The sequence below is a fragment of the Nakamurella sp. A5-74 genome (genome assembly GCF_040438885.1).
Taxonomy (GTDB): Bacteria; Actinomycetota; Actinomycetes; order Mycobacteriales; family Nakamurellaceae; genus Nakamurella.
Genome location: NZ_CP159218.1, coordinates 4,253,912 through 4,274,641 on the forward strand (window position 1 = coordinate 4,253,912; position 20,730 = coordinate 4,274,641).

Annotated in this window: 20 protein-coding genes and 1 pseudogene; 8 read left to right on the forward strand and 13 right to left on the reverse strand. The window is 69.0% G+C overall.

Annotation, left to right across the window (positions count from 1 at the left end; translation table 11 throughout):
- The first annotated feature begins 19 nt into the window (after nt 1–19).
- The 4 genes from ABLG96_RS19505 (at nt 20) to ABLG96_RS19520 (ending at nt 2,953) form a co-directional block, all read left to right on the forward strand.
- Nucleotides 20–676, forward strand: a complete 657-nt coding sequence (locus ABLG96_RS19505) for a SigE family RNA polymerase sigma factor (RefSeq protein WP_353648975.1) — start codon at nt 20–22, stop codon at nt 674–676.
- Nucleotides 673–909: a hypothetical protein gene (locus tag ABLG96_RS19510; protein ID WP_353648976.1), complete on the forward strand. Its 237-nt coding sequence runs from the start codon at nt 673–675 to the stop codon at nt 907–909. Before ABLG96_RS19505 ends, ABLG96_RS19510 begins: the two co-directional genes overlap by 4 nt.
- A 114-nt stretch (nt 910–1,023) precedes the next feature.
- Nucleotides 1,024–1,698, forward strand: coding sequence for a DedA family protein (locus ABLG96_RS19515; protein ID WP_353648977.1), 675 nt, complete (start codon nt 1,024–1,026; stop codon nt 1,696–1,698).
- A 271-nt stretch (nt 1,699–1,969) separates the two neighbouring features.
- Nucleotides 1,970–2,953, forward strand: a complete 984-nt coding sequence (locus ABLG96_RS19520) for a hypothetical protein (protein ID WP_353648978.1) — start codon at nt 1,970–1,972, stop codon at nt 2,951–2,953.
- Between the two features lie 122 nt (nt 2,954–3,075).
- Here the strand turns inward: ABLG96_RS19520 and ABLG96_RS19525 are convergent, their stop codons facing one another.
- The 3 genes from ABLG96_RS19525 to ABLG96_RS19535 all read right to left on the reverse strand — a co-directional run bounded on the left by ABLG96_RS19525 (nt 3,076) and on the right by ABLG96_RS19535 (nt 7,012).
- Nucleotides 3,076–4,392, reverse strand: coding sequence for a TIGR01777 family oxidoreductase (locus ABLG96_RS19525; protein ID WP_353648979.1), 1,317 nt, complete (start codon nt 4,390–4,392; stop codon nt 3,076–3,078).
- A 69-nt stretch (nt 4,393–4,461) separates the two neighbouring features.
- Nucleotides 4,462–6,753, reverse strand: coding sequence for an MMPL family transporter (locus ABLG96_RS19530; RefSeq protein WP_353648980.1), 2,292 nt, complete (start codon nt 6,751–6,753; stop codon nt 4,462–4,464).
- A complete protein-coding gene (locus ABLG96_RS19535; RefSeq protein WP_353648981.1) occupies nt 6,746–7,012 on the reverse strand; it encodes a hypothetical protein in 267 nt (88 codons plus the stop codon). The genes ABLG96_RS19530 and ABLG96_RS19535 overlap by 8 nt, the downstream gene beginning before the upstream one ends.
- Before the next feature lie 125 nt (nt 7,013–7,137).
- Here ABLG96_RS19535 and ABLG96_RS19540 point away from each other — a divergent pair, with 125 nt between their 5' ends.
- The gene (locus ABLG96_RS19540; protein WP_353648982.1) at nt 7,138–7,953 is read left to right on the forward strand and encodes a lysophospholipase; all 816 of its coding nucleotides are present in this window, start codon (nt 7,138–7,140) and stop codon (nt 7,951–7,953) included.
- A gap of 138 nt (nt 7,954–8,091) precedes the next feature.
- Here the strand turns inward: ABLG96_RS19540 and ABLG96_RS19545 are convergent, their stop codons facing one another.
- The 7 genes from ABLG96_RS19545 to ABLG96_RS19575 form a co-directional block, all read right to left on the reverse strand.
- The gene (locus tag ABLG96_RS19545; protein ID WP_353648983.1) at nt 8,092–8,382 is read right to left on the reverse strand and encodes a putative quinol monooxygenase; all 291 of its coding nucleotides are present in this window, start codon (nt 8,380–8,382) and stop codon (nt 8,092–8,094) included.
- A gap of 87 nt (nt 8,383–8,469) precedes the next feature.
- Entirely contained in the window at nt 8,470–9,090 is a 621-nt protein-coding gene (locus ABLG96_RS19550; RefSeq protein ID WP_353651594.1) for an RNA methyltransferase, read from the reverse strand.
- A gap of 97 nt (nt 9,091–9,187) precedes the next feature.
- Nucleotides 9,188–9,772 carry an orotate phosphoribosyltransferase gene (gene pyrE, locus ABLG96_RS19555; protein WP_353651595.1) on the reverse strand — a complete coding sequence of 195 codons (585 nt, stop codon included), beginning with the start codon at nt 9,770–9,772 and terminating at the stop codon, nt 9,188–9,190.
- Between the two features lie 62 nt (nt 9,773–9,834).
- Nucleotides 9,835–10,614 (reverse strand): SDR family NAD(P)-dependent oxidoreductase, encoded by a 780-nt coding sequence (locus tag ABLG96_RS19560; RefSeq protein ID WP_353648984.1) that lies wholly within the window; start codon nt 10,612–10,614, stop codon nt 9,835–9,837.
- A 49-nt stretch (nt 10,615–10,663) separates the two neighbouring features.
- Nucleotides 10,664–11,788, reverse strand: a complete 1,125-nt coding sequence (locus ABLG96_RS19565; RefSeq protein WP_353648985.1) for a hypothetical protein — start codon at nt 11,786–11,788, stop codon at nt 10,664–10,666.
- Nucleotides 11,766–12,281: a sigma-70 family RNA polymerase sigma factor gene (locus ABLG96_RS19570; protein WP_353648986.1), complete on the reverse strand. Its 516-nt coding sequence runs from the start codon at nt 12,279–12,281 to the stop codon at nt 11,766–11,768. The genes ABLG96_RS19565 and ABLG96_RS19570 overlap by 23 nt, the downstream gene beginning before the upstream one ends.
- Before the next feature lie 301 nt (nt 12,282–12,582).
- Nucleotides 12,583–13,380: a pentapeptide repeat-containing protein gene (locus ABLG96_RS19575; protein WP_353648987.1), complete on the reverse strand. Its 798-nt coding sequence runs from the start codon at nt 13,378–13,380 to the stop codon at nt 12,583–12,585.
- 317 nt (nt 13,381–13,697) lie between these two features.
- Here ABLG96_RS19575 and ABLG96_RS19580 point away from each other — a divergent pair, with 317 nt between their 5' ends.
- Both ABLG96_RS19580 and ABLG96_RS19585 read left to right on the forward strand, forming a co-directional pair.
- A complete protein-coding gene (locus ABLG96_RS19580; RefSeq protein WP_353648988.1) occupies nt 13,698–15,029 on the forward strand; it encodes a cyclopropane-fatty-acyl-phospholipid synthase family protein in 1,332 nt (443 codons plus the stop codon).
- Nucleotides 15,030–15,071: 42 nt separating this feature from the next.
- A complete protein-coding gene (locus ABLG96_RS19585) occupies nt 15,072–16,310 on the forward strand; it encodes a hypothetical protein (protein ID WP_353648989.1) in 1,239 nt (412 codons plus the stop codon).
- A 144-nt stretch (nt 16,311–16,454) separates the two neighbouring features.
- Here ABLG96_RS19585 and ABLG96_RS19590 read toward each other — a convergent pair whose 3' ends face one another.
- Nucleotides 16,455–17,756, reverse strand: a complete 1,302-nt coding sequence (locus tag ABLG96_RS19590; RefSeq protein WP_353648990.1) for a UDP-glucose/GDP-mannose dehydrogenase family protein — start codon at nt 17,754–17,756, stop codon at nt 16,455–16,457.
- Nucleotides 17,757–17,848: 92 nt separating this feature from the next.
- Between ABLG96_RS19590 and ABLG96_RS19595 the strand changes: the two genes are divergently transcribed.
- Nucleotides 17,849–18,820, forward strand: coding sequence for an aldo/keto reductase (locus ABLG96_RS19595; RefSeq protein WP_353648991.1), 972 nt, complete (start codon nt 17,849–17,851; stop codon nt 18,818–18,820).
- Nucleotides 18,821–18,952: 132 nt separating this feature from the next.
- Here the strand turns inward: ABLG96_RS19595 and ABLG96_RS19600 are convergent.
- Together ABLG96_RS19600 and pruA are read right to left on the reverse strand one after the other, a co-directional pair.
- A pseudogene (locus ABLG96_RS19600) lies at nt 18,953–19,063 on the reverse strand (VOC family protein); the annotation flags it as partial.
- Nucleotides 19,064–19,081: 18 nt separating this feature from the next.
- Complete coding sequence (gene pruA / locus ABLG96_RS19605) at nt 19,082–20,725, reverse strand: L-glutamate gamma-semialdehyde dehydrogenase (protein WP_353648992.1); 1,644 nt, start codon at nt 20,723–20,725, stop codon at nt 19,082–19,084.
- Between the last annotated feature and the right edge of the window lie 5 nt (nt 20,726–20,730).

Below are 20,730 nucleotides of genomic sequence, written 5' to 3' on the forward strand. Positions count from 1 at the left end.
GCCCGTGTGCACTGGCAGGATGGGCACCGTGACCAACGGGGGCGGACCAGGGGAGCAGAGCGCAGTGATCGGAACGGGCGCGGACTCCTCGACAGCAGATCAGACAGGGCACGGCGACGTCGAGCGGACGCTCGGCACCCTGCGCTCGCTCAATCCGCTAGTCACCGTTCCCGACGCGGCGGACGCCGGCCCGCTGACCATCGACGATCTCTACCGCAGCCATCGGATGGGGATGGTGCGGCTGGCGATCCTGCTGGTGGACGACATCTCCAGCGCCGAGGACGCCGTCCAGGAAGCGTTCGCCGGGCTCTACAAGCAGTGGGGATCGTTGCGCGACACGGGCGCAGCCGTCGGATACCTGCGCACCGCGGTGGTGAACAGCTGCCGGTCGATGCTGCGCCGGCGACGGACGGCCCGCGCCTACGTTCCGCCGGATCCGGGGACGGCCCGCTCGGCCGAGTCGCTCGCGATCATGTCGCATGAGCACCGTGCTGTGGTCGAAGCCCTGTCCGGGCTCGCCCCCCGCCAGCGGGAGGTGCTGGTGCTGCGCTACTACGGCGGTCTGTCCGAGGCCGAGATCGCCGAGGCGACGGGCCTGTCGAAGGGCACCGTGAAGTCGACGGCGAGCCGGGCCGTCGGCAAACTGGGCGAGCTGATGCGCTCGGCGATGGAATGAACGGGCCCAGCGGCGGCACCGGGCCGGATCGGCGCACGAGCGGCGCGGCGGACCCGGAGATCGTCCTGGCTCAGGCGCTGCGGGCGAAGGTTGGTGGTCGGGCTCCCACCGCCACCGGCTCGACCACGCAGCACGCCAACGCCGGCCTCACCACCGTCCAGGTGCTGCTGATCGCAGCCATCATCGGGCTGCTGATCGGCGCCGGGATCGCCCTCCTGCAGCTGGCCGGCTGACCAGCGTTGGCCCTGTGTGCGAGCCGTGCGACCGCCCCTGACGTGCTGTGAGGCTCGCCCCGATCGGCCTCGATCCGGCCGGGTGGCCGATCACTCCCGGTAGGCTCGGGAATCGTGACGACCGACCTCGCCCTCCTGCCCGGCTGGCTCGACGCCACCAACATCATCTCCGGCCTCGGCTCGTGGGCGGTGGTGGGCATCATGCTCATCCTGTTCGCCGAGTGCGGGCTGCTGATCGGATTCTTCCTGCCGGGCGACACGCTGCTGTTCATCGCGGGACTGTCGGTGTCCACCGGCCTGATCCGCACGGATCTCTGGTTGCTGATCGTCCTCATGGTGATTGCCGCATTCGTCGGCAACATGGTGGGCTACGGAATCGGTCGCAAGGTAGGACCCGCGGTCTTCAAGCGACCCGACGCGAAGTTCCTCAAGCCCGAGTACATCGAGAAGTCGAACCAGTTCTTCGAGAAGCACGGCAAGATCGCCGTCGTGCTGGCGCGATTCGTGCCGGTGGTGCGCACCGTCGCCACGGTGATGGCCGGTGCCTCGAAGATGGACGCCAAGCTCTACACGCTCTACTCCTTCATCGGTGGCGTGCTGTGGTGCGGCTCGGTGGCCGTCGCCGGGTTCTACCTCGGCAAGATCCAGTTCGTCCGCGACCATGTCGACCTGCTCGTGCTGCTCGCCGTGGTCGCCGTGGTGCTCGCCACCGCCGCTCCCGCGCTGATCCACTGGCTGCAGAAGCGCAAGGCCAAGCAGGCCGGTCGGCAGGCCCCGCCGGCTCTCTGATCCCAGCGATTCGGAGCTCGCTGCCCCGCTGCACCCACCGTGGGCTGGCGAAACCGGCGGGCGCACACTGAACGCTGGCGAAACCGGCGAAGGCTGGCGAAACTTCGCCAGCGTCAGTCGCGTCCGCCAGCCTTCACCTCGATTTCGCCAGCCCTCGGCTGGCGGTCGGTGAGCGCTGACATCGGGGCAAGTTGTCCACAGACGGGTCAGCCATGCACAGGGACCACGGCGGATCGCACGCGAGCCGCAGTTCGTCCGGATCGTGTCCGGCATGGCTCCGCACGCCGAGACAAGAGCATTGCAGCAGTTGCTGCGCACCGGCACACCGCAGCAGTCGATCGAACGCGCCGTCACCCACGGAGAACTGACCCGGCTGCGCAGGGGTGTCTTCGATGCGCCCGCTGCACAGGAGCGCACCCCGTCCGACCGGTACCGCCAACTCGTGTTGGCCGTGGGAGTCCAGGCCGGCGACCCGCTCATCAGTCATCTCTCGGCAGCAGCGGTCCACGATCTTCCCGTCGTCGGGGGCGATCGCAGCGTCGTCCACACCACGACGAACCGGCGGCACGGAGGACAGCGCCGCGCAGGAGTGCACCGACATGTCGCCCATCGGCCGGACAGGGTCGTCGAGCTGAACGGACTCCGCGTCACGAGCCTGCACCGAACACTCATCGACGTCGCCCGTACCGAGGCTCTGATCACCTCCGTTCCGATCCTCGACGCAGTCCTGCACCGGGCGGGCGTGTCAATGACCCAGCTCACGGCCGAACTACGGAACGCGGGTCGACAGCGGGGGGTCAATCGCGCGCGTCTCGCTCTCTCGCTGGCGGAGGCTCGGTGCGAGAGCCCCGGGGAGTCTGCGTCGCGCGTGGTGATGCACGAGATCGGCGTGGACCTTCCGGTCAATCAGGTCGAGATCTTCGATCGCGCGGGAGTCTTCCTCGGACGCAGCGACTTCTGGTTCGAAGGCACAGCGACGGTGGGTGAGTTCGACGGCCTGATGAAGTACGGCAGCATCCCGGACGGTTCGAAGGGCCGCGAGGAATTGATCCGTGAGAAGAGACGTGAAGATGCGATCCGTCGCACCGGCGCTGTGATGGCGCGGTGGACCTGGTCGGATCTCCGGTCACGCACCACGTTCGCCGCCCTGCTGCGCGACGCTCTCGACCAGGGGCGCAGGGCGAGCGAGAAGGGCCTCGTGAGCGCGAGCTTCCGACCCGTCAAGAATCCCAGCGACCGCACGCCGGGCTCCTGAGCGCTGAAGAGCGTTCTGCCGCCGAGTTGCCTTCCTACAACGCTGGCAACATCGACAAACGCGGGATCAACATCGCCAGCGTGCGCAGACTCGACCAGCGTCAAGAACCCCTACCTGCGAACTCAGCCCTTGCCCAGCACGTGTCGCAGCGTCGCATCCAGTTCGGTGTGACGGAACGGGTGCGCCAGCTCCGTCAGCCGCCCCGCATCGACCCGCTGAGACGCCTCGGCGAGGGCCTTCGAGCCCTCCTCGCCGAGCAACAGCCGGGGTCCGAACGCCGGGGTCGGAACCAGCGTCGGACGGTGCATGACCGATCCCAGCACCTTCGTGAACTCGCTGTTGCGCACCGGGTTCGGGGCAACCGCGTTGACCGGACCCTCGACCGCGTCGTCGACGATCGCCCGCAGGTAGATGTCCAGCATGTCGTCGATGCCGATCCAGCTCAGCCACTGCTCGCCGGAGCCCAGACGTCCACCCACACCGAGGGCGAACAGCGGCCGCAGTTGCTTGAGGAATCCACCGTCCGGTGTGACGACGATGCCCGTGCGCACCTGCACCACCCGGGTGCACTCGGTGCCGGCCGCTTCCGCTTCCTGTTCCCACTGCGTCACCACCTCGGCCAGGAAGTCGTCGCCGGGTGCCGACGACTCGGACAGCACTTCGTCGCCCCGGTCCGCACCGTAGTACCCGATCGCCGAGGAGCTGACGAAAGCCGAAACCCCCTGCTGCGCAGCGCGTTCGGCGAGCTTCTTCGTCGGTCCGACCCGGGAGTCCAGGACCGCCTTCTTGTGCGCGTCGGTGAACCGACCGGCGATCGACGCTCCTGCCAGGTGGACCACCGCGTCCACCCCGGCGAGCAGATCGACAGCAGGTGCGTCCGGATTCCACCGCCGCTCGCCGTCGCCCGACGGCTCGCCGCGGACCAGCTTGATCACCCGGTGCCCACCGGTCGACAGCAGTGCGCACAGCTGGGTCCCGATCAGTCCTGAGGAGCCGGTGACCGCGACCGTCAACGCCTTCTGCGACCACCGGGCATGAGCGGCGAGGTCGCCCCGGAGCTGGGCGCCACGGTAGCGGAAGTTGCTGCGCAAGAACGCTTCCGGGGCTGGGGTCTGCACGTGGTCGAGCACCGCGCAGCCGGCACCGACCGCCTCGAAGCGGTGGGTGTGTTTCCACGGTGAGACCAGTCGCAGTGGGAACGAGGTCAGCTGGTCGACGAACTGCTCGCCCTCCACATAGCCGTCCGGCTGGTGCTGCGCCGTCCACGGCAGGCCGCCGATCTTCAGCTTGGCAGTACCGTCACGCAGCGAGCTCGTCTCCTGCACCAGAGTCATCGGTTGCCACGGCGGGACCAGCCGGTGGAAGGCCCCGGAGCGTGCCATCCACTGCCAGACGGTGTCGGTGGAGGCGTCGACGACTTCGCGGTGCTCGATTCCCATGGCTCCACTGTTCCCCGCCGGACACCGGTTCACCAGCGGTGTGGGGACCGGTCGGACCTGTCCACCGGGTCAGGATGTCCTGACGCGGCCAGGATCCGCGGATGCCTCGTGCTTTCCGCCGGTCTCATGCCTCCCACCGGTGGCGCGGCGACCCAGCTTCGATGGCCACCAGATCAGCCGCCCGAGGTCGGTGGCGATCGCCGACACCAGCAGGCTGCGCACCACAAGCGTGTCCAGCAAAACCCCGAAGCAGACGATGAACGCGATCTGCGCCAGGAACAGGATCGGGATGATGCCCAGCGCGGCGAACGTCGCCGCGAGCACCACTCCGGCGCTGGTGATCACCCCACCGGTCGTCACCAGAGCGGCGAGGATGCCGGCCCGCGGTCCGAGCAGCAGCGACTCCTCCCGCGCACGGGACATCAGGAAGATCGAGTAGTCGACGCCGAGGGCGACCAGGAAGACGAACCCGAACAGCGGCACGGCGGGGTCGGCGCCCGGGAAGTCGAGCACGTGGTTGAAGACCAGGGCCGAGACGCCGAGGGCACTTCCGAAGCTGATGACGGTCGCCACCACCAGCACCAGCGGCGCGACCAACGACCGCAGCAGCAACATCAGCACCAGCAGCACCGCGAGCAGCACGGCCGGGATGATCACCCGCAGATCCCGGGCGGCGGTGTCGGACGTGTCCAGTTGCTGGGCGGTCTGCCCGCCGACGAGCACGGCGCCCAACGGGTGCAGCGCGGCCCGCAGCGCGCGGATGGTGTCCTTGGCGTCGGTGGTGTCCGCGCCCGCCGAGAGCGTTGCGTCCAGCAGCACCCGGCCGTCGACGACTGTCGCGGCACTCCCCTGCGCTGCACCCTGGGCAACGGGGGCGCCGGTGAGCCCTGGCACCTGCTGAGCGGCAGCGATCACCTGGCCGGCCAACGCCTCCGGGACGACGATCACCACCGGGTTGCCGGTGCCGCCGGGGAAGTGCTTCTCCAGATCTTGTTGTCCGACAACCGAATCCGGGTTGCCGAGGAACACTTCGGACTGCTGCACCCCAGACCCCTTGAACGTCGGCAGCGCCGCACACATCGCCAGCAGGACGATGCCGGTCACCACCCACACCCGTCGGGGATGGGCGCCGATCGTGCGGGCGATGCGCACCCACAGGCCGGTGCCCTGCAGCGGACCGTCCTCCTCGGGTTCCGCGGCATGCGCGGCACGGTGTGCAGCGGGAGCCGCGGCCGATGCAGCGGCCGGCAGGGCCGGCACTCGGGGCCAGAACACCCACCGACCGGTGGCCAGCAGCGTAGGCAGCAGGGTGATCGTTCCGAGGAAGGCGCAGGCGATGCCGATCGCGGCGACCGGTCCGAGCGACCGATTGGAGTTCAGATCCGACAACAACAGGCAGAGCAAGCCGATGATGACGGTTGCGGCACTGGCAGCGATCGGCTCCAGGCAGGCCCGCCAGGCCACCTTCATCGCGTCGATCGGCCGCTGGATGCGGGTCAGCTCCTCCCGGTAGCGCGCGGTGAGCAGCAGTCCGTAGTCGGTGGCGGCGCCGATCACCAGGATGAACAGGATCCCCTGGCTCTGGCCGTTGAGGGTGATGACGTCCGCGTCGGCCAGCAGATAGACGATCCAGCCGGCCAGCGCGAGACAGCAGACCGAGGAGAACAGCACGAACACCGGCAGCGCCAGCGCCCGGTACACCAGCAGCAGGATGAGCAGCACGACGCCCAGCGCAACCAGCAGCAGGATGCCGTCGATGCCGGCGAACGCCCCACCCAGGTCGCGGACGAGGCCCGCGGGCCCGGTGACGTGCGTGTTCCCGCCGGCTGCCGAGGGTGCCGCCGCCGCGCGAAGGCTGTCGACGACCAACGTCAGCGGTGGATCCTGGCCCTCTGCGGTACGGACCAGCTTCGCCTCGGCGAGGGGTACGACCGCGAGGATCGCGGCGCCGTCCTGGGATGGGATCGGCACGATCTTCGCGCCGTCGGGCAGGTAGTCCGTGATCGTTCCGAGGGTGGCTCCGTCTGCGGTGACGGGCGCTGCGCCGAGCGCTGCGGCCGCTGCGTTCCAGGCGGTGAGCTGCTCGGCGGAGGCGACGCCGTCCGAGCTGAACAGCACGAACGCCGGGATGGTCTTCGCCGGTGAGAACTCGGCGGCCTGCGTCGCGGCCCGCACCGATTCGGCACTCGCGGGCAGGAAACTCGTCGAATTGTTGGACTGGACCTGCGACAGCTGGCCGATCTTCGGTCCGCCGATCCCGCTGACGGCGAGCCAGCCACCGATGATCAGGACGAAGCCCAGGGCAACGACGATCCGGTTGCGGGTCGGGCGAGGCGCCCAACCGGTGGCCGGGTCAGGCACCCGTGCACCAGCCGGTGGGCAGGTCGACGGAGATGCCGAAGAACGACGGCTGCGAGGAGCAGATGTCGCCGTGCACGTCGTTGGCGAACGACTCCACCTTGCCGCGCTGCTGCCACAGGAAGAACACGATCACCGCGGCGAGCACGAGCGAGATGATCTTGCCGATCACCTTCTTGATGATGATCGCGGCCAGCAGACCGATCACCACGAATGCCACGGTCGCCCAGACGGCGATGGTCTTCACGTTCTCGAGATCCACGCGCCAACGGTACCGGTGGGCGCGTCGGGATCACCCCCGCTCGGGGCGGAATCAGCAGAACATCAGGGTTCACCCTGATCGACTTCGCCCGCGGTGGACCCGCCCGGACGTGGTGGGATGTGCGGATGCCCTCGTCCGCTGCCAGTACCGATTTCCGACTCGACGGCCACGCCGGCGCCCTGCACACCGTGCGCTGGTCCGGTGAGGACGAGCCGACGTGGGTGGCGCTGCTGTGTCACGGCTACGGAGAGCACGTGCTGCGCTACGACTGGGTGGCCGACGTGCTGACCAGGGCAGGCGCCGTCGTCTACGGGCTCGACCACCGCGGCCACGGCACCAGCGACGGCGAGCCGGTGCTGATCGAGGACTTCGAGAAGGTGGTGGACGATTTCCACCTGCTGGCCGACACGGTCGCCCGGTCGCGGCCGGGCCTGCCGGTGGTGCTGATCGGCCACTCGATGGGCGGCATGATCGCCGCTCGCTACGCCCAGCGTCACGGTGCCGAGCTGGCCGCTGTGGTGTTGTCCGGGCCGGTGCTCGGATCGTGGGCGGCGGTGGACGACTTGCTGGCGCTGGAGGAGATCCCGGACGTCCCGATCGATCCCAGCACGCTGTCCAGGGACGAGGCGGTGGGCGCCGCCTACGTCGCCGATCCGCTGGTCTGGCACGGCCCGTTCAAGCGACCGACGTTGCTGGCGCTGCAGCACTCGATGGCCACCATCGGCGAGGCCGGCATCATCGCCGAGCCGCCGCTGCTGTGGTTGCACGGCGAGGACGACCAGCTCGTCCCCATCGGGCCGTCCAGGGCCGGCTTCGCCGAGATCGCCCCGAAGGGAGCGGCCTCGAAGTCGTACCCAGGCGCGCGGCACGAGATCTTCAACGAGACCAACAAGGACGAGGTGCTCGCCGACGTCCTGACCTTCGTCGGCCTGCACATCTGACGCTCCGCCGATCGAGCGACGAAGGAGTCGAGATCCCGACGCGACGCGACGGGCTCTCACAGAAGTGGTCTCAAGGGATCAGAAATCTGGCTGGAGCGCTTGATCTCGCGCACTGGCGCCCACTTCTGCGAGCAGAACTCAGACCAGTCGGAGCGGGTGCACGGCGACCTCACCGGTCAGGTGCGCGCCGAAATCGCTGAACGCCTGCGCGACATGGGGCGATGCGAGGTGGGCGTCGAGGTCGTCCTGTGAGCGCCACTCCTCGACGGTGACGAAGGTGCCGGGCGCGGCGGCGGACTCGTAGAGCACGTAGCTGATGCAGCCCTCCTCCTCGCGGGTGGCCTGCGCGAGCTGGGACAGACCAGCCGAGGCCAGCTCCGCTGACTCCGGCTTGACGGGAATGGTGGCGACCACGTGCAGCGAGCTCATCGATGAGCCTTTCGTCGGCGAACAGGACGGCGCCGAACCGCGTCGGCGCGTGCCACCATCATGCGCCGCGTCGCGCCGCGGCAGGGATCACCAGGCCTGGTCGAGGTCCGCGTGCTGCCGGATCCAGGTGTGCATCGCAATCCCGGCGGCCACCCCGGCGTTGATCGAGCGGGTGGAGCCGAACTGGGCGATCGAGACCGTCATCGCTGCGGCGTCCAGCGCGGCCGGCGACAGACCCTCCGACTCGGACCCGAAGAGCAGCAACGCATCTCGCGGTAGGGCGGCAGTCTCCAGCGGTACCGAACCGGGTGTGTTGTCGACCCCGACGATGCTCAAGCCGGCGTCGTTCGCGAACGCGACCAGGTCGGAGACCTCCGGGTGGTGGTGCAGGTGCTGGTACCGATCGGTGACCATCGCCCCGCGACGGTTCCAGCGCCGCCGCCCGACGATGTGCACGGCAGCGACCGCGAAGGCGTTGGCCGTGCGGACGACGGTGCCGATGTTGTAGTCGTAGCCCAGGTTCTCGATCCCGACGTGCAGCGGGTGCCGTCGAGCGTCGATGTCGGCGACGATCGCTTCGCGCCGCCAGTAGCGGTAGCCGTCCACCACGTTCCGGCGATCACCCTCTGCGAGCAGCTCGGGGTCGTAGCGGGGATCGTCAGCGGACTCACCCGGATGGGACTCGGCCCACGGGCCGACCCCGATCACCGCACCGACCACCCACTCCGTCGGTCCCGTCTCGTCGTCCGGAGCGCCCTGCGCGGTGCCGTTCGAAGCGGTGTCCGCAGACGCAGCCCCGTCGGTATCAGGCAAGCCCGAGATCGTGCAGGTCGAGCAGGTAGCGGTAGGGCAGGCCACGGGCTTCGATCGCCTCGGCGGCTCCGGTTCCGCGGTCGATGACGGTCGCGACCCCGACCACCTCCGCGCCCGCTTCCTGCAGTGCATCAACAGCTTTCAGTACCGACTGGCCCGTGGTCGAGGTGTCTTCCACGGCCAGCACCTTCACCCCGGCGACCGACGGTCCTTCGATCTGCTTGCCCATCCCGTGCTGCTTGGTCTCCTTGCGGACGACGAACGCGTTGATCGGACGACCGGGCGCGTGCATCACCGCGAGCGCCACCGGATCTGCGCCGAGCGTCAGGCCGCCGATCGCGGCGTAGTCCCAGTCGGCGGTGAGCTGGCGCATCAGCTGACCGATCAGTGGGGCCGCCTCGTGGTGGAGGGTGGGCAGCCGACCGTCGACGTAGTAGTCGGCTTCCTTGCCCGACGACAGGATCACCTTGCCGTGCACCACGGCCAGGTCGGCGACCAGCTGGGCGAGCCTGGCCTTGGCCGCGCCGTCGGGCTGGGGTGGCTGGCTGGGGGTTGCGGGACCTGGCGCGCTGTCGATACTCACCAGTCCAGCGTAGGCGGCCACCGCGCCGTCGCGGGAGTGGGATGGGCCGCAGCCGCTCAGGTCCGCGGCTTGCTGTCCACCTTGTTGGCAGCGGCCCGGATCAGACCTCGGGGCAGCAACCGCGCCGCGGTCGTGATCGCCTTCTGCAGGCCACCGGCGATGTGGATCACGGCGTCCTCACGGATCGCACCGAGCGCCTCCGCCACCAGGGCGTCGACGTCGTAGTACATCCACGACTTCTTGGTGCTCATGTCGATCCCGGCCCGCTGGTGGAACTCGGTGCGGACGAACCCCGGACACAGGGCGAGCATGCGGACCCCGGTGCCCCTCAGCGCGACCGACATGCCCTCGGAGAACGAGATCACCCAGGCCTTGGACGCGCTGTAGGTGGACCCGCGTCCCGGGATCATCCCGGCGACGGAGGCCACGTTGATGACGCCGCCGAAACCGCGAGCTCGCATCCCCGGCAGCACCGCGTGGGTCAGCTCCAGCACGGCGGTGACGTTGACCGCCAGCTGGTCCTGCAGCTCCTGCAGCGGCGCCACCTCGAACGCCGAGCCGACCGCGAAGCCGGCGTTGTTGACCAGCAGAGCGACCGGATCATGTTGTGCTGCAAGCCGTTCGGTGACCTCGGCGCGACCACCCGGCGTGCTCAGATCGGCCGACAGCACCTCGACCTCCGGCGCCCCGAGGCTCAGCCAGCTGGCGCGTCGTTCGTGCAGCCGGGCCTCGTCCCGCGCGACGGCGACCAGCCGCCAGCCCTGTTGGGCGAGCGCCCGGCAGAACGCCTCGCCGATCCCTGCAGTCGCACCCGTCACCAACGCCGTGTTTGTCATGATGGTCCCTCCGCTACTCGGTCACGTCACGCTACGGCAGGCGCCGAGATCAGCCCTGTACGAAGGTCACGGGGGGCCCGAACCCGGCCGTCGGCGTGACGATCAGCTGAGCCCCCTCCGCAGCGAAGGAGACCGAGACATCCCCCGAGCTGAGGGCCGAACGGACCCCCATCAAACCGTTGAGCACCTCGACCTCGTGGGCGTACAGCCCGCTTGACGCACCCGGCGAGAGCGATCCTGAAGTCTCCGAGAAGCCGGTCACGACCAGACCGTGTCCGGTCGCCCACCACCGTCCGGTGGCCGCTGCTCCGAGGAGGTCTGCCGAGAAGGAGCCATTGGAAGCAAGCTCGAACGACACCGAAGTGGTCGTGGAGACGACGCGATTCTGTCCACCGATCCGGACTGTGGCCGCGCGCCACGTCCCACCGATTGCGGCCACCACCGGGTACTTCGCCGCGCCCGCAGCCCGGGCTGCCTGCGGTGTCACGCCCGCCGACCGGTAGTGAACGGCGGTCGCTCCGTGCTCCAGAGTGAGCTGATCACCGGCCAGGACGGCTGTCAGGCGACCCGGCGACGGCATTCTGAACAGCAGTGCATCCAGCGCTGCCGACTCCTGGGCGAACTGGTCGTTCTCGTCCGTCGAGGTCGCCCGGACGGATATCTCGGCGACGGCAAATCCGCGGGCATCGGTGGTGAACGGGCCCCGCAACTCACGGTTGCCGTCGTGGAAGACGACGGTGCCGTCCGGGGCGAACTCGACGGTCATGGTGCGAGATCCCGTCGGCTCCCAGGTCGAGACAGAGAAGGAATCACCGGCCGTCACGATCGACGTGGCGCCCCACAAGCGACCAGTCACTCGCGAGGCATCGAACGACGACTCCGCGACTGAGGTTGTCGTGGTACCGGCCAGCTTGCGCTCGACCTGCTGTGGCGCCATCACCGCGCGCCCGAGCACCACCGCCAGGATCACCACGCTCACGGCGGCGACCGCGCTGACGATCCGCCAGCGTGGCACCGGTCGGTGCGGCACGAACTCGGTCAGCCCAGGGGGGTCGGGGCGGAGCAAGGTCGCCGTCGTGATCGCGGCGCCGCGCTCGTGCAGCGCCGAGCGCAGCTCCGTCTCCAGCGCGATGAGGCCGGAGCCGGCATCGTCAACCGATGATCGATCGGACATCGTGGTCCTCCAGGGTGGTGGCGAGTGCGGTGAGGGCGCGGGAGGCCGACGAGGTCACGGCTCCCGGGGTGACGCCGAGCAGCTCGGCCGTCTCGGCGACCGAGCGGCCGGCGAAGTAGCGCAGCACCAGTACTTCCCGCTGGCGGGTGGGCAGCGCGTCGACGCAGGCCCGGATGGTCCTTGCCCGCTCCCGGATCAGCACCTCGGCGTCGGCGGCCGGGACGTCCGATGGCCGCGGTGCGCGATGGAACAGCCGCGCAGTGCGGCGGCGGCGCAGCACTGATCGACAGCGATTGAGCACGGCCCTGGTCAGGTAGTGCTCGGCCGTCCCGACGATCCGGTCCGGATCGAGGGCCGCGAAGACGTCCTGGACGACGTCCTCCGCGTCTGCCTGGGTGTCGACGAGCTGGATCGCCAGTCGGACCAGCGGCAGGTAGTGCAGCCGGAACAACTCGGCGACCGACCCGGTCGCACCGACGTCCTCGATCAGCACCGCTGCGCTCCCCCGAACCGGCCACGATCTGCGGCCTCACCCATCAGACGCACCGGCGGCGAAAACCTCAACAGGGAGGACCGGTCGAGATCTGACGGGATCTCGACATGCTCGTTCCTCGCCGCTCGATCGCCGCGCAGTGCACTGGTCGGTCGCGGTCTTCCGTACGGTCGATCTTCGCGAAGGGACGGCGGTGTGCCGGGTCAGGGATTGGCTCGGGCATGGGCGGGACACCGCGGGTGAGCCTGCGATCTCGCGGAGCCCGCCGGGCGGGACCCGGCGCATCGCCGTGCCTGCCCGTTCAGGTCCAGTGGTCGGGGCGCGTCAGCCGCGGCGGCAGGGTGGTGTGGGCGTCCCCGAGCGCGGCGTTGATCTGGAACTGGGTGACGAACAGCGCATCGGCCAGCAACGCCCCGGCCAGACGGGCGTCCCGCAGATCGGCGCCCACCAGGTCGGCGCCGGTCAGGTCCGCACCGGTCAGGTCGGCGGCGATCAGGCAAGCGCCGCGGAAGTCGAACCCGCGCAGATCGGCCCCGACCAGTGACACGCCGAGCAGCAGGGCACCGCGGCGGTCGCTCCCCTTGCGGCGCCGACCGCGCACCAGCGAACTGGCCTGCTCCAGCCGCGCATTCACCCTGTCCCGCAGGCCTTCCCGGTCGATCTGCTGCAGCCCCACCGGATCCAGCTCGGTGAGCTCCCGGACGTGATCGGTCAGATCCTGGAGTCCTGCGCGGATCGAGGCGGCGGCCGGATGCGCGGCAGCTTCCTCGAGATACCAGAGCTGCTCGTGCAGTTCGCGGACGATCGGGAAGACGTCGAACATCTGCTCGGCCAGCTTCCCGTCGGTGCGCCAGTCCGTTCCACGAAAAGTCACTTGGGACACCTGCTGACCGGCACCGAAACAGTCGTAGACCGTGCAGCCGGGCATCCCGGAGCTGCGCAGCTCCGCGTGGATCCCGCAGGTGGAGTCGACGAGCAGGTTGCGGCAGGGGGTGCGCGCGGGTTTGTCGAAGGCGAAGTTCGCCGACTTGCCGAAGAACGGGACGACGCAGCACAGACCGAAGCAGCGGGCACAGTCGGCGCGCAGGCTCTGTGACATCGCGGTCGGTCCTCTCCGGTTCTCGCAGGATGCAGGCTCGCAGGATCAAGGCTCGCAGGATCAAGGCTCGCAGGATCAAGGCTCGCAGGATCAAGGCTGAGTGCGTCGACGGTACCCATCCGGGCCGGCGCCCGGCCGTTCAACTCGACCCGAACCTGCACCCAGCCATCTCCGGGACGTCCCACTCCGAACGACAAGGGCAGGGATCGGGACGGCAACACCCCCGACCCAGACTCATCCCGCCGACAACGGGGTAACAGAATGAAGTCGCGACCGGAAGGCCGCGGCATCGACGCAGAACGCGAGGAATTTCAACCATGGCGCTTCTCAGCCCCTCCCGACGGGTCATCCCCAGCCCATCGGCGGGTATCTGGCCCGGACTGGAGATCCCGCCGCGCGGCGCGATCCACGCGAAGATCGCCGAGCTGGTGCTGCGGGGCGCCCTCAAGAAGTTGCCGCTGCAGCTCGCTTTCCCCGACGGCACCATCTGGGGCACCAGCGGCCCGCGCCTGCAGGTCGTACGCCCCCAGGCGTTCTTCCACCGGTTGGGTCGCTCCGGCCTGATCGGTTTCGGCGAGGCGTGGATGGCCGGCGATCTGACGGCCGACGACTGGCATCCGGGCCGGGTCGGCGGAGCGATCAAGCCCGGCTCCGGCGCGCTGGCGAACTCCGCGACCGACACGCTCGTCGAGGCCCTGACCGTGCTGGCGCGGCGGATGGACACCTTGGTGCCGATCCCGCTGCAACGCCTGCGGCGACTGTGGGAGAGCCACAAGCCCATCGAGGAGGAGAACGATCCGACGGGAGCGCGCGACAACATCCATCGGCACTACGACCTGTCGAACGACCTCTTCGAGCGGTTCCTCGATCCGACGATGTCCTACAGCGCCGCCTGGTACGACAGCGGATCGCGTGCGACCGACGATCTGGAAGCGGCGCAGTTGCGCAAGATCGACGGCATCCTCGACCAGGCAGGAGTCCGTCAGGGCTCCCGCCTGCTCGAGATCGGTTCGGGCTGGGGCGCACTGGCGATCCGCGCTGCCACTGAGCGCGGCGCGAGCGTCGTCACCCTGACGTTGTCGGCCGAACAGAAGACTCTGGCCGAGCAGCGGATCGCGGCAGCCGGCCTGTCCGACCGCATCGAGGTGCGGTTGGAGGACTATCGCGAACACGCGGCCGCCCATGCCGGCGAATACGACTCGGTGGTCAGCGTCGAGATGATCGAGGCCGTCGGCGAGCGCTACTGGCCCGACTACTTCGCGGCCATCGACCAGCTGCTGGCGCCGGGTGGCAAGTTCGGCCTGCAGTCCATCACCATCCCGCACGAGCGACTGCTGGTCACCCGGCGCAGCTACACCTGGATCCACAAGTACATCTTCCCGGGCGGCATCCTCCCCTCGCTCGAGGCGATCGATCGCGCCAGCGCCGGAACGACGTTGCGGGTCAACGAATCCCGCCGACTCGGGCCGTCCTACGCAACCACCCTGCGGCAGTGGCGCTACCGCTTCAACGGCAACCTGGACGAGATCGGTGAGCTCGGCTTCGACGAGACCTTCGCCCGGATGTGGAACTTCTACCTGGCCTACTGCGAAGCCGGATTCCGCTCCGAGTACATCGACGACTGGCAGCTCTCGCTCTCCCGTACCTGATCAGGGCCGGAAACGGCTTGCCCCGCTTGCGACAGTGAAGGGATGACGAACTCCGAGGTCTCAGGCGACTTCAGCAGCGACCTCGCGGGCAGGCGTGGAATCCACATCGTCGAACTGGCCATCCCTTCGGCAGCGGATCTGCTGGACGCCACCGACGCTGCCGGGACGCTGCATCCCTCGTGGGTCTTCCGCGGGATCAAGGAAGCAGTCCGGGCGGAGCAGCTGAACCTGTTGGGACACACCGACTTCGTCACCCCCGAGGCCTCCAGCATCGCCCGGTTCCCGCTGCAGGAATACAAACACCTGCGGTACCTGGTCGCGTTGTCGTCCCCGCCAGCGGCCACGATCGGTACGAGTTCGCTCGGGCTCTCGCTCGTCCCGACGGTGGCGCTGCCCGGCGCTCCGGAAGGCGACCCCGTCACCGTGCTGGGCCACGTCCTCGCGATGGCGTCGAAATCGGACAACACCCACCTGCTCGAGCTGGACGGTGCGATCCATCCCGACCACGTCGATTCCGGAGCCGACGAGCAGCTCTGGGAGCAGACCCTGCGGGTGGCCGCCGAACTGGAACGCAGGACCGTCATCACCTACCAGTCGCAGCGGTTCGACGGCCTCGAGGAACCTGCGGACCTGGTGCCCCCGACCGGCTTCGGCCGCCTGCATCGCGACCGGTCGGTCGCCGCTCAGCTGTCGAAGGGGTTCGAGTTGCAGCAGTGCGAGCGACTGTCCATGATGACGGTGCCGGAGGATGCCCCGACCGAGGAGTGGATCGTCGCCGCACGCGCGAAGGCGGGCGCGGACTACCGCGCCACGATCTGGCACGGGGCCACCCCGGACCATCTGCAGGACGATCTGGCCGAGCTGTTCCGCCGGATGAGCGTCGACGTACCGACCGCCGAACTCGAGTACGAGGAAGAGGTGTGGGATGCGGAGCGGGTCCGGGCGCGGGACGCCGATGCGTCCGCCGGCGGACACGTCCTGCTCACCACCCTGATCCATGACGGTGCCGGACATCCGGCCGCGTTCTCGGTCCTGGAGATCCCGATCTACGCCGCCGGGTTCGCGTACCAGAACGAGACCCTGGTACACGGCGACCACCGCGGACGCCGCTTGGGTCTGCTCGCCAAGGCCCTGAACCTGCAGGCGCTCAAGGTGTTCCGTCCCGACGTGCAGCGGATACACACCTGGAACGCCGGCGAGAACCGCCACATGCTCGCCATCAACGACGAGATGGGCTTCCGTCCGACCGGCTGGGAAGGGCTGTGGCAGCGGCGATTGTGACCTCGCCTCAGGTCCGCCGGGCGCCGCCGGGATTCCGCCGGGGAAGATCGTCGATCGAGCGAACGGAGTGAGTCGAGACCCGTCGCGAATGAACGGGATCTCGACTCCTTCGTCGCTCGATCACCGGTGGGGTGGGTCGCCACCTCAGGAGATCGGGCGGCCGATCTGCTGGAATTTCAGGCCCGCGGCAGCCACCGCGGCCGGGTCGAGGATGTTGCGGCAGTCGACGATCGTCGCCCGGGGTGCCACCTCGGCGACCTTGGCGAGGTCGATCGCGGTGAACTCGGACCATTCGGTGAGCAGCACGATGACCTGGGCACCCCTGGCGGCTTCGTAGACGTCAGCAGCGACGGTGACGTCCGGGTAGCCGTTCTTCGCCGGCAGGTTCTTCTCGACGGTGGGGTCATAGGCAGTGATGACGGCGTTCTCGGTGTCCAGTCGGAGCACGACCTCCAGGGCCGGCGAATCACGCAGGTCATCGGTGCCGGCCTTGAAGGTGAGCCCCCAGACCCCGATCGGCACCCCCGCGAGATCCCCACCGGCAGCAGCGCGGATCCGGTCGGCGACCCGGCTCTGGGCCTCCTCGTTGGACTGCACGGTGGCCGTCAGCAGCGGGAAGGAGACGCCGTTGTCGAGGGCGATGGTGGCCAGCGCCTTGGTGTCCTTCGGGAAGCACGAACCTCCCCAGCCGGGACCCGCCTTGAGGAACTTGTTGCCGATGCGGTCGTCGAAGCCCATCCCGCCGGCGATCTCGGTGACGTCGGCGCCGACCACCTCGGCGAGCCCGGCGATCGAGTTGATGAACGACAGCTTCATCGCCAGGAACGCATTGGACGCGTACTTGATGAGCTCGGAGGACTCGGCGGAGGTGATCACCGCGGGAGCGTCCAGCGCCTCGTAGAGCGCTGCGACTGCTTCTGCGGCGGGCCGGTGGTCGGAGCCGACGACCACCCGGTCGGGCTTCATGAAGTTGCGGACCGCGGTGCCCTCCTGCAGGAACTCGGGGTTCGACACCACGAAGACGTCGTCCCGGTCGAGGGTGGTGCGGATGTCCTTGGCGGTGCCGACCGGAACGGTGGACTTGGTGACCAGGATGGCCCCTGGATCGAGCAGTGAGCTGATCTCCGCAACCACCTGGTGGACGATGCGCAGGTCCGCGCGACCGTCGCCGCCGTCCGGCGTCGGCAGACACAGGAAGATGTACTTCGCGCCGTGCACCGCATCGGCGGCGCCGTGCACGAAGGTCAGGTTGCCGGCGGCGATCCCCGCTCGCATCAGCTCCTCGAGGCCCTCCTCGAAGATGGGCACCTCGCCCCTGGACATCCGGGCGACCTTCTCCGGATCGACGTCCCCGCAGACCACCTCGTGCCCCAGACTTGCCAGGCAGGTGCCCGAGGTGAGACCGACGTAGCCGGTGCCGATCACTGCGATACGGCCGTCTGACATGCGTGAATCTCCCTGGTTCCAGGCGGGCTCGCGAGGACCGGAAGCGGCGCCTCACCGAAGCCATGGTGTCCGGACATCGTACGCTGGGCCGCGTGAGCACCCCTACTTCGGACATTCCGCACCGTCGCCTCGGCGGGTCCGGTCTCGCCGTGTCCACCTCCGGCCTCGGCTGCAACAACCTCAGCCGCACCGGCACCGTCACCGAATCGCTCGAGGGCAGTACAGCGGTGGTCCGAGCAGCCCTGGAGGCCGGCATCACGTTGTTCGACGTCGCCGACATGTACGGCGCGCCGGCGGGTCGGTCCGAGGAGTTCCTGGGCAAGGCGCTCGGCCGTGACCGGGACCGGGTGGTGATCGCGACCAAGTTCGGTCTGGACGCGCGCGGGGCGAACGGCCCGGACTACGGCGCCCGCGGATCCCGCCGCTACATCCGGACTGCCGTCGAGCACTCGCTGCGCCGGTTGGGCACCGACTGGATCGACCTCTACCAGCTGCACGAACCCGATCAGGACACCCCGATCGACGAAACCCTCGCCGCGCTCGACGAGCTCGTGAAGGACGGGAAGGTCCGCTACCTCGGGCATTCCAACTTCGCTGGTTGGCAGCTCGCCGATGCGGCCTGGACGGCGCAGAGCAACGGCCGGACGCCGTTCATCTCGGCGCAGAACGAGTACTCGATGTTGCAGCGCGAGGTCGAGGCAGAGCTGCTGCCTGCCGCCGAGGCGTTCGGGGTCGGTGTGCTGCCGTACTTCCCGTTGGCCAACGGGCTGCTGACCGGCAAGTACACCCGCGACAGCAAGCCCGACGACGGGCGGATCACCAAGCTCAAGCCGCAACTGCTCGAATCGGCTCCGTGGGACGTGCTGGAGAACCTGCAGACCTTCGCCGACGAGCGCGACATTGCCATGGTCGACGTCGCATTCGGGTGGCTACTGGCACAGCCTGCCGTGGCCAGCGTCATCGCCGGGGCCACCACCCCCGAGCAGGTGCGCGCGAACACCCGAGCCGCCCAGTGGGCGCCCTCCGACGACGACCTGGTCGCACTGGAGGACATCCTCGGCTGATGGCTGCGCTGCACCCCGACTCCTGCGGAGGGTGCACCGGACACCGCCGACCCGGGTCAGCCGGACACCACTGCGGCCCGTTCGGCGAACTCGTCGGACTCGGGCGGCAGGCAGAGCCCGGGTTCCGGCCGGGTCGGCCACCACCACCCAGCTGCGGTGCCGGACCACCTCGGTGGCGCCGAGAGCCGTCAACCGGGCGACCTCGGCCGGAATGTCCCCCGTCTCGATGTCCAGGAGCAGCATTTTGTCGCCCTGCAGGGATCAGCCCTGGTGCGGATACCCCACCGAGGTCGGCGCCACGAACGTCTCCTTGATCGAGCGTGGCGTCGTCCAGCGCATCAGGTTCGCCGGGGAGCCGGCCTTGTCGTTGGTACCGGACGCCCGGGAGCCACCGAACGGCTGCTGTCCTACGACGGCGCCGGTCGGCTTGTCGTTGATGTAGAAGTTGCCGGCCGCGTAGCGCAGCGCGGTCGAGGCCTGCTCGACGGCGGCGCGGTCGCGGGAGATGATCGAACCGGTCAGCGCGTACGGCGCTGAGGAGTCGACGACCTGCAGGATGTCGGCGAAGCCGGCGTTCGCGTCGTCGTAGACGTGCACCGACAGGATCGGCCCGAAGTACTCGTCGCAGAAGATCGGGTCGGACGGGTCACCGCCGAGCAGCAGGGTCGGCCGGACGAAGTACCCGGTCGAGTCGTCGTAGGTGCCGCCCGCGATCACGTCGATCCCAGCGGTGGCGTGCGCGCGATCGATCGCGTTCTTGAGGCGCAGATGCGACTTCGCGTCGATCACGGCCGAGGTGAAGTTGGACAGATCCTCGACGTCACCGACGGTCAGCGCCTCGGTCTGGGCGATCAGGTCGTCCTTGAGCGTGCCCCACAACGACTTCGGGACGTAGGCCCGGGAGGCGGCGCTGCACTTCTGGCCGGAGTACTCGAACGCGCCGCGGATCAGCGCGGTGCGCAGCACATCGACATCGGCTGAGGGGTGCGCGACGACGAAGTCCTTGCCGCCGGTCTCACCGACGAGCCGCGGGTAGGTGCGGTAGTTCGCGATGTTGGAACCGACTGTGCTCCAGAGCTTCTGGAAGGTCGGGGTGGAACCGGTGAAGTGGATACCGGCCAGGTCGGGGTGCGCAAGGACGACGTCGGACACCTCCGGGCCGTAGCCCGGCAGCATGTTGATCACGCCTGCCGGCATGCCCGCCTCGATCAGCAGGTCCATCGTCAGCGAGGCGGCGAGCTGCTGCGTCATCGACGGCTTCCACACCACCACGTTGCCCATCAGCGCGGGCGCGGTGGGCAGGTTCGCGGCGATCGCGGTGAAGTTGAACGGGGTGACGGCATAGACGAAACCCTCGAGCGGCCGATGGTCGGTGCGGTTCCAGATCCCCGGTGAGTTCGCCATCGGCTGCTCGGCGAGGATCTGCCGCGCGAAGTGGACGTTGAACCGCCAGAAATCGGCCAGCTCGCAGGCCGCGTCGATCTCGGCCTGGTAGGCAGTCTTCGCCTGCCCCAGCATGGTCGCAGCGTTGATCCTGGCCCGCCACGGTCCGGTGAGCAGATCGGCGGCCCGCAGCAGGATCGCGGCCCGGGAGTCGAAATCCAGTGCGCGCCAGTCGTTCTGGGCGGCCAGCGCGGCAGCGATCGCCTTCTCGGCATCTGCAGCGGTCGCGTGGGCTGAGGTGCCGAGCACCCGCCGGTGATCGTGCGGGACGACGACGTCGAAGGTTTCACCACCAGGCGGCATGCGCTTCCCGCCGATCACGGCCGGCAACTCCAGCGGGGAGCTGAAATCACCCAAGGCAGTCACCAACTCCGCGCGTTCAGGGCTGCCCGGCGCGTAGTCGCGGACCTTCTCGTTGATCGGCAACGGCGGCTGGGTGACGGCATCGCTCAACAGGCTCATGGAGA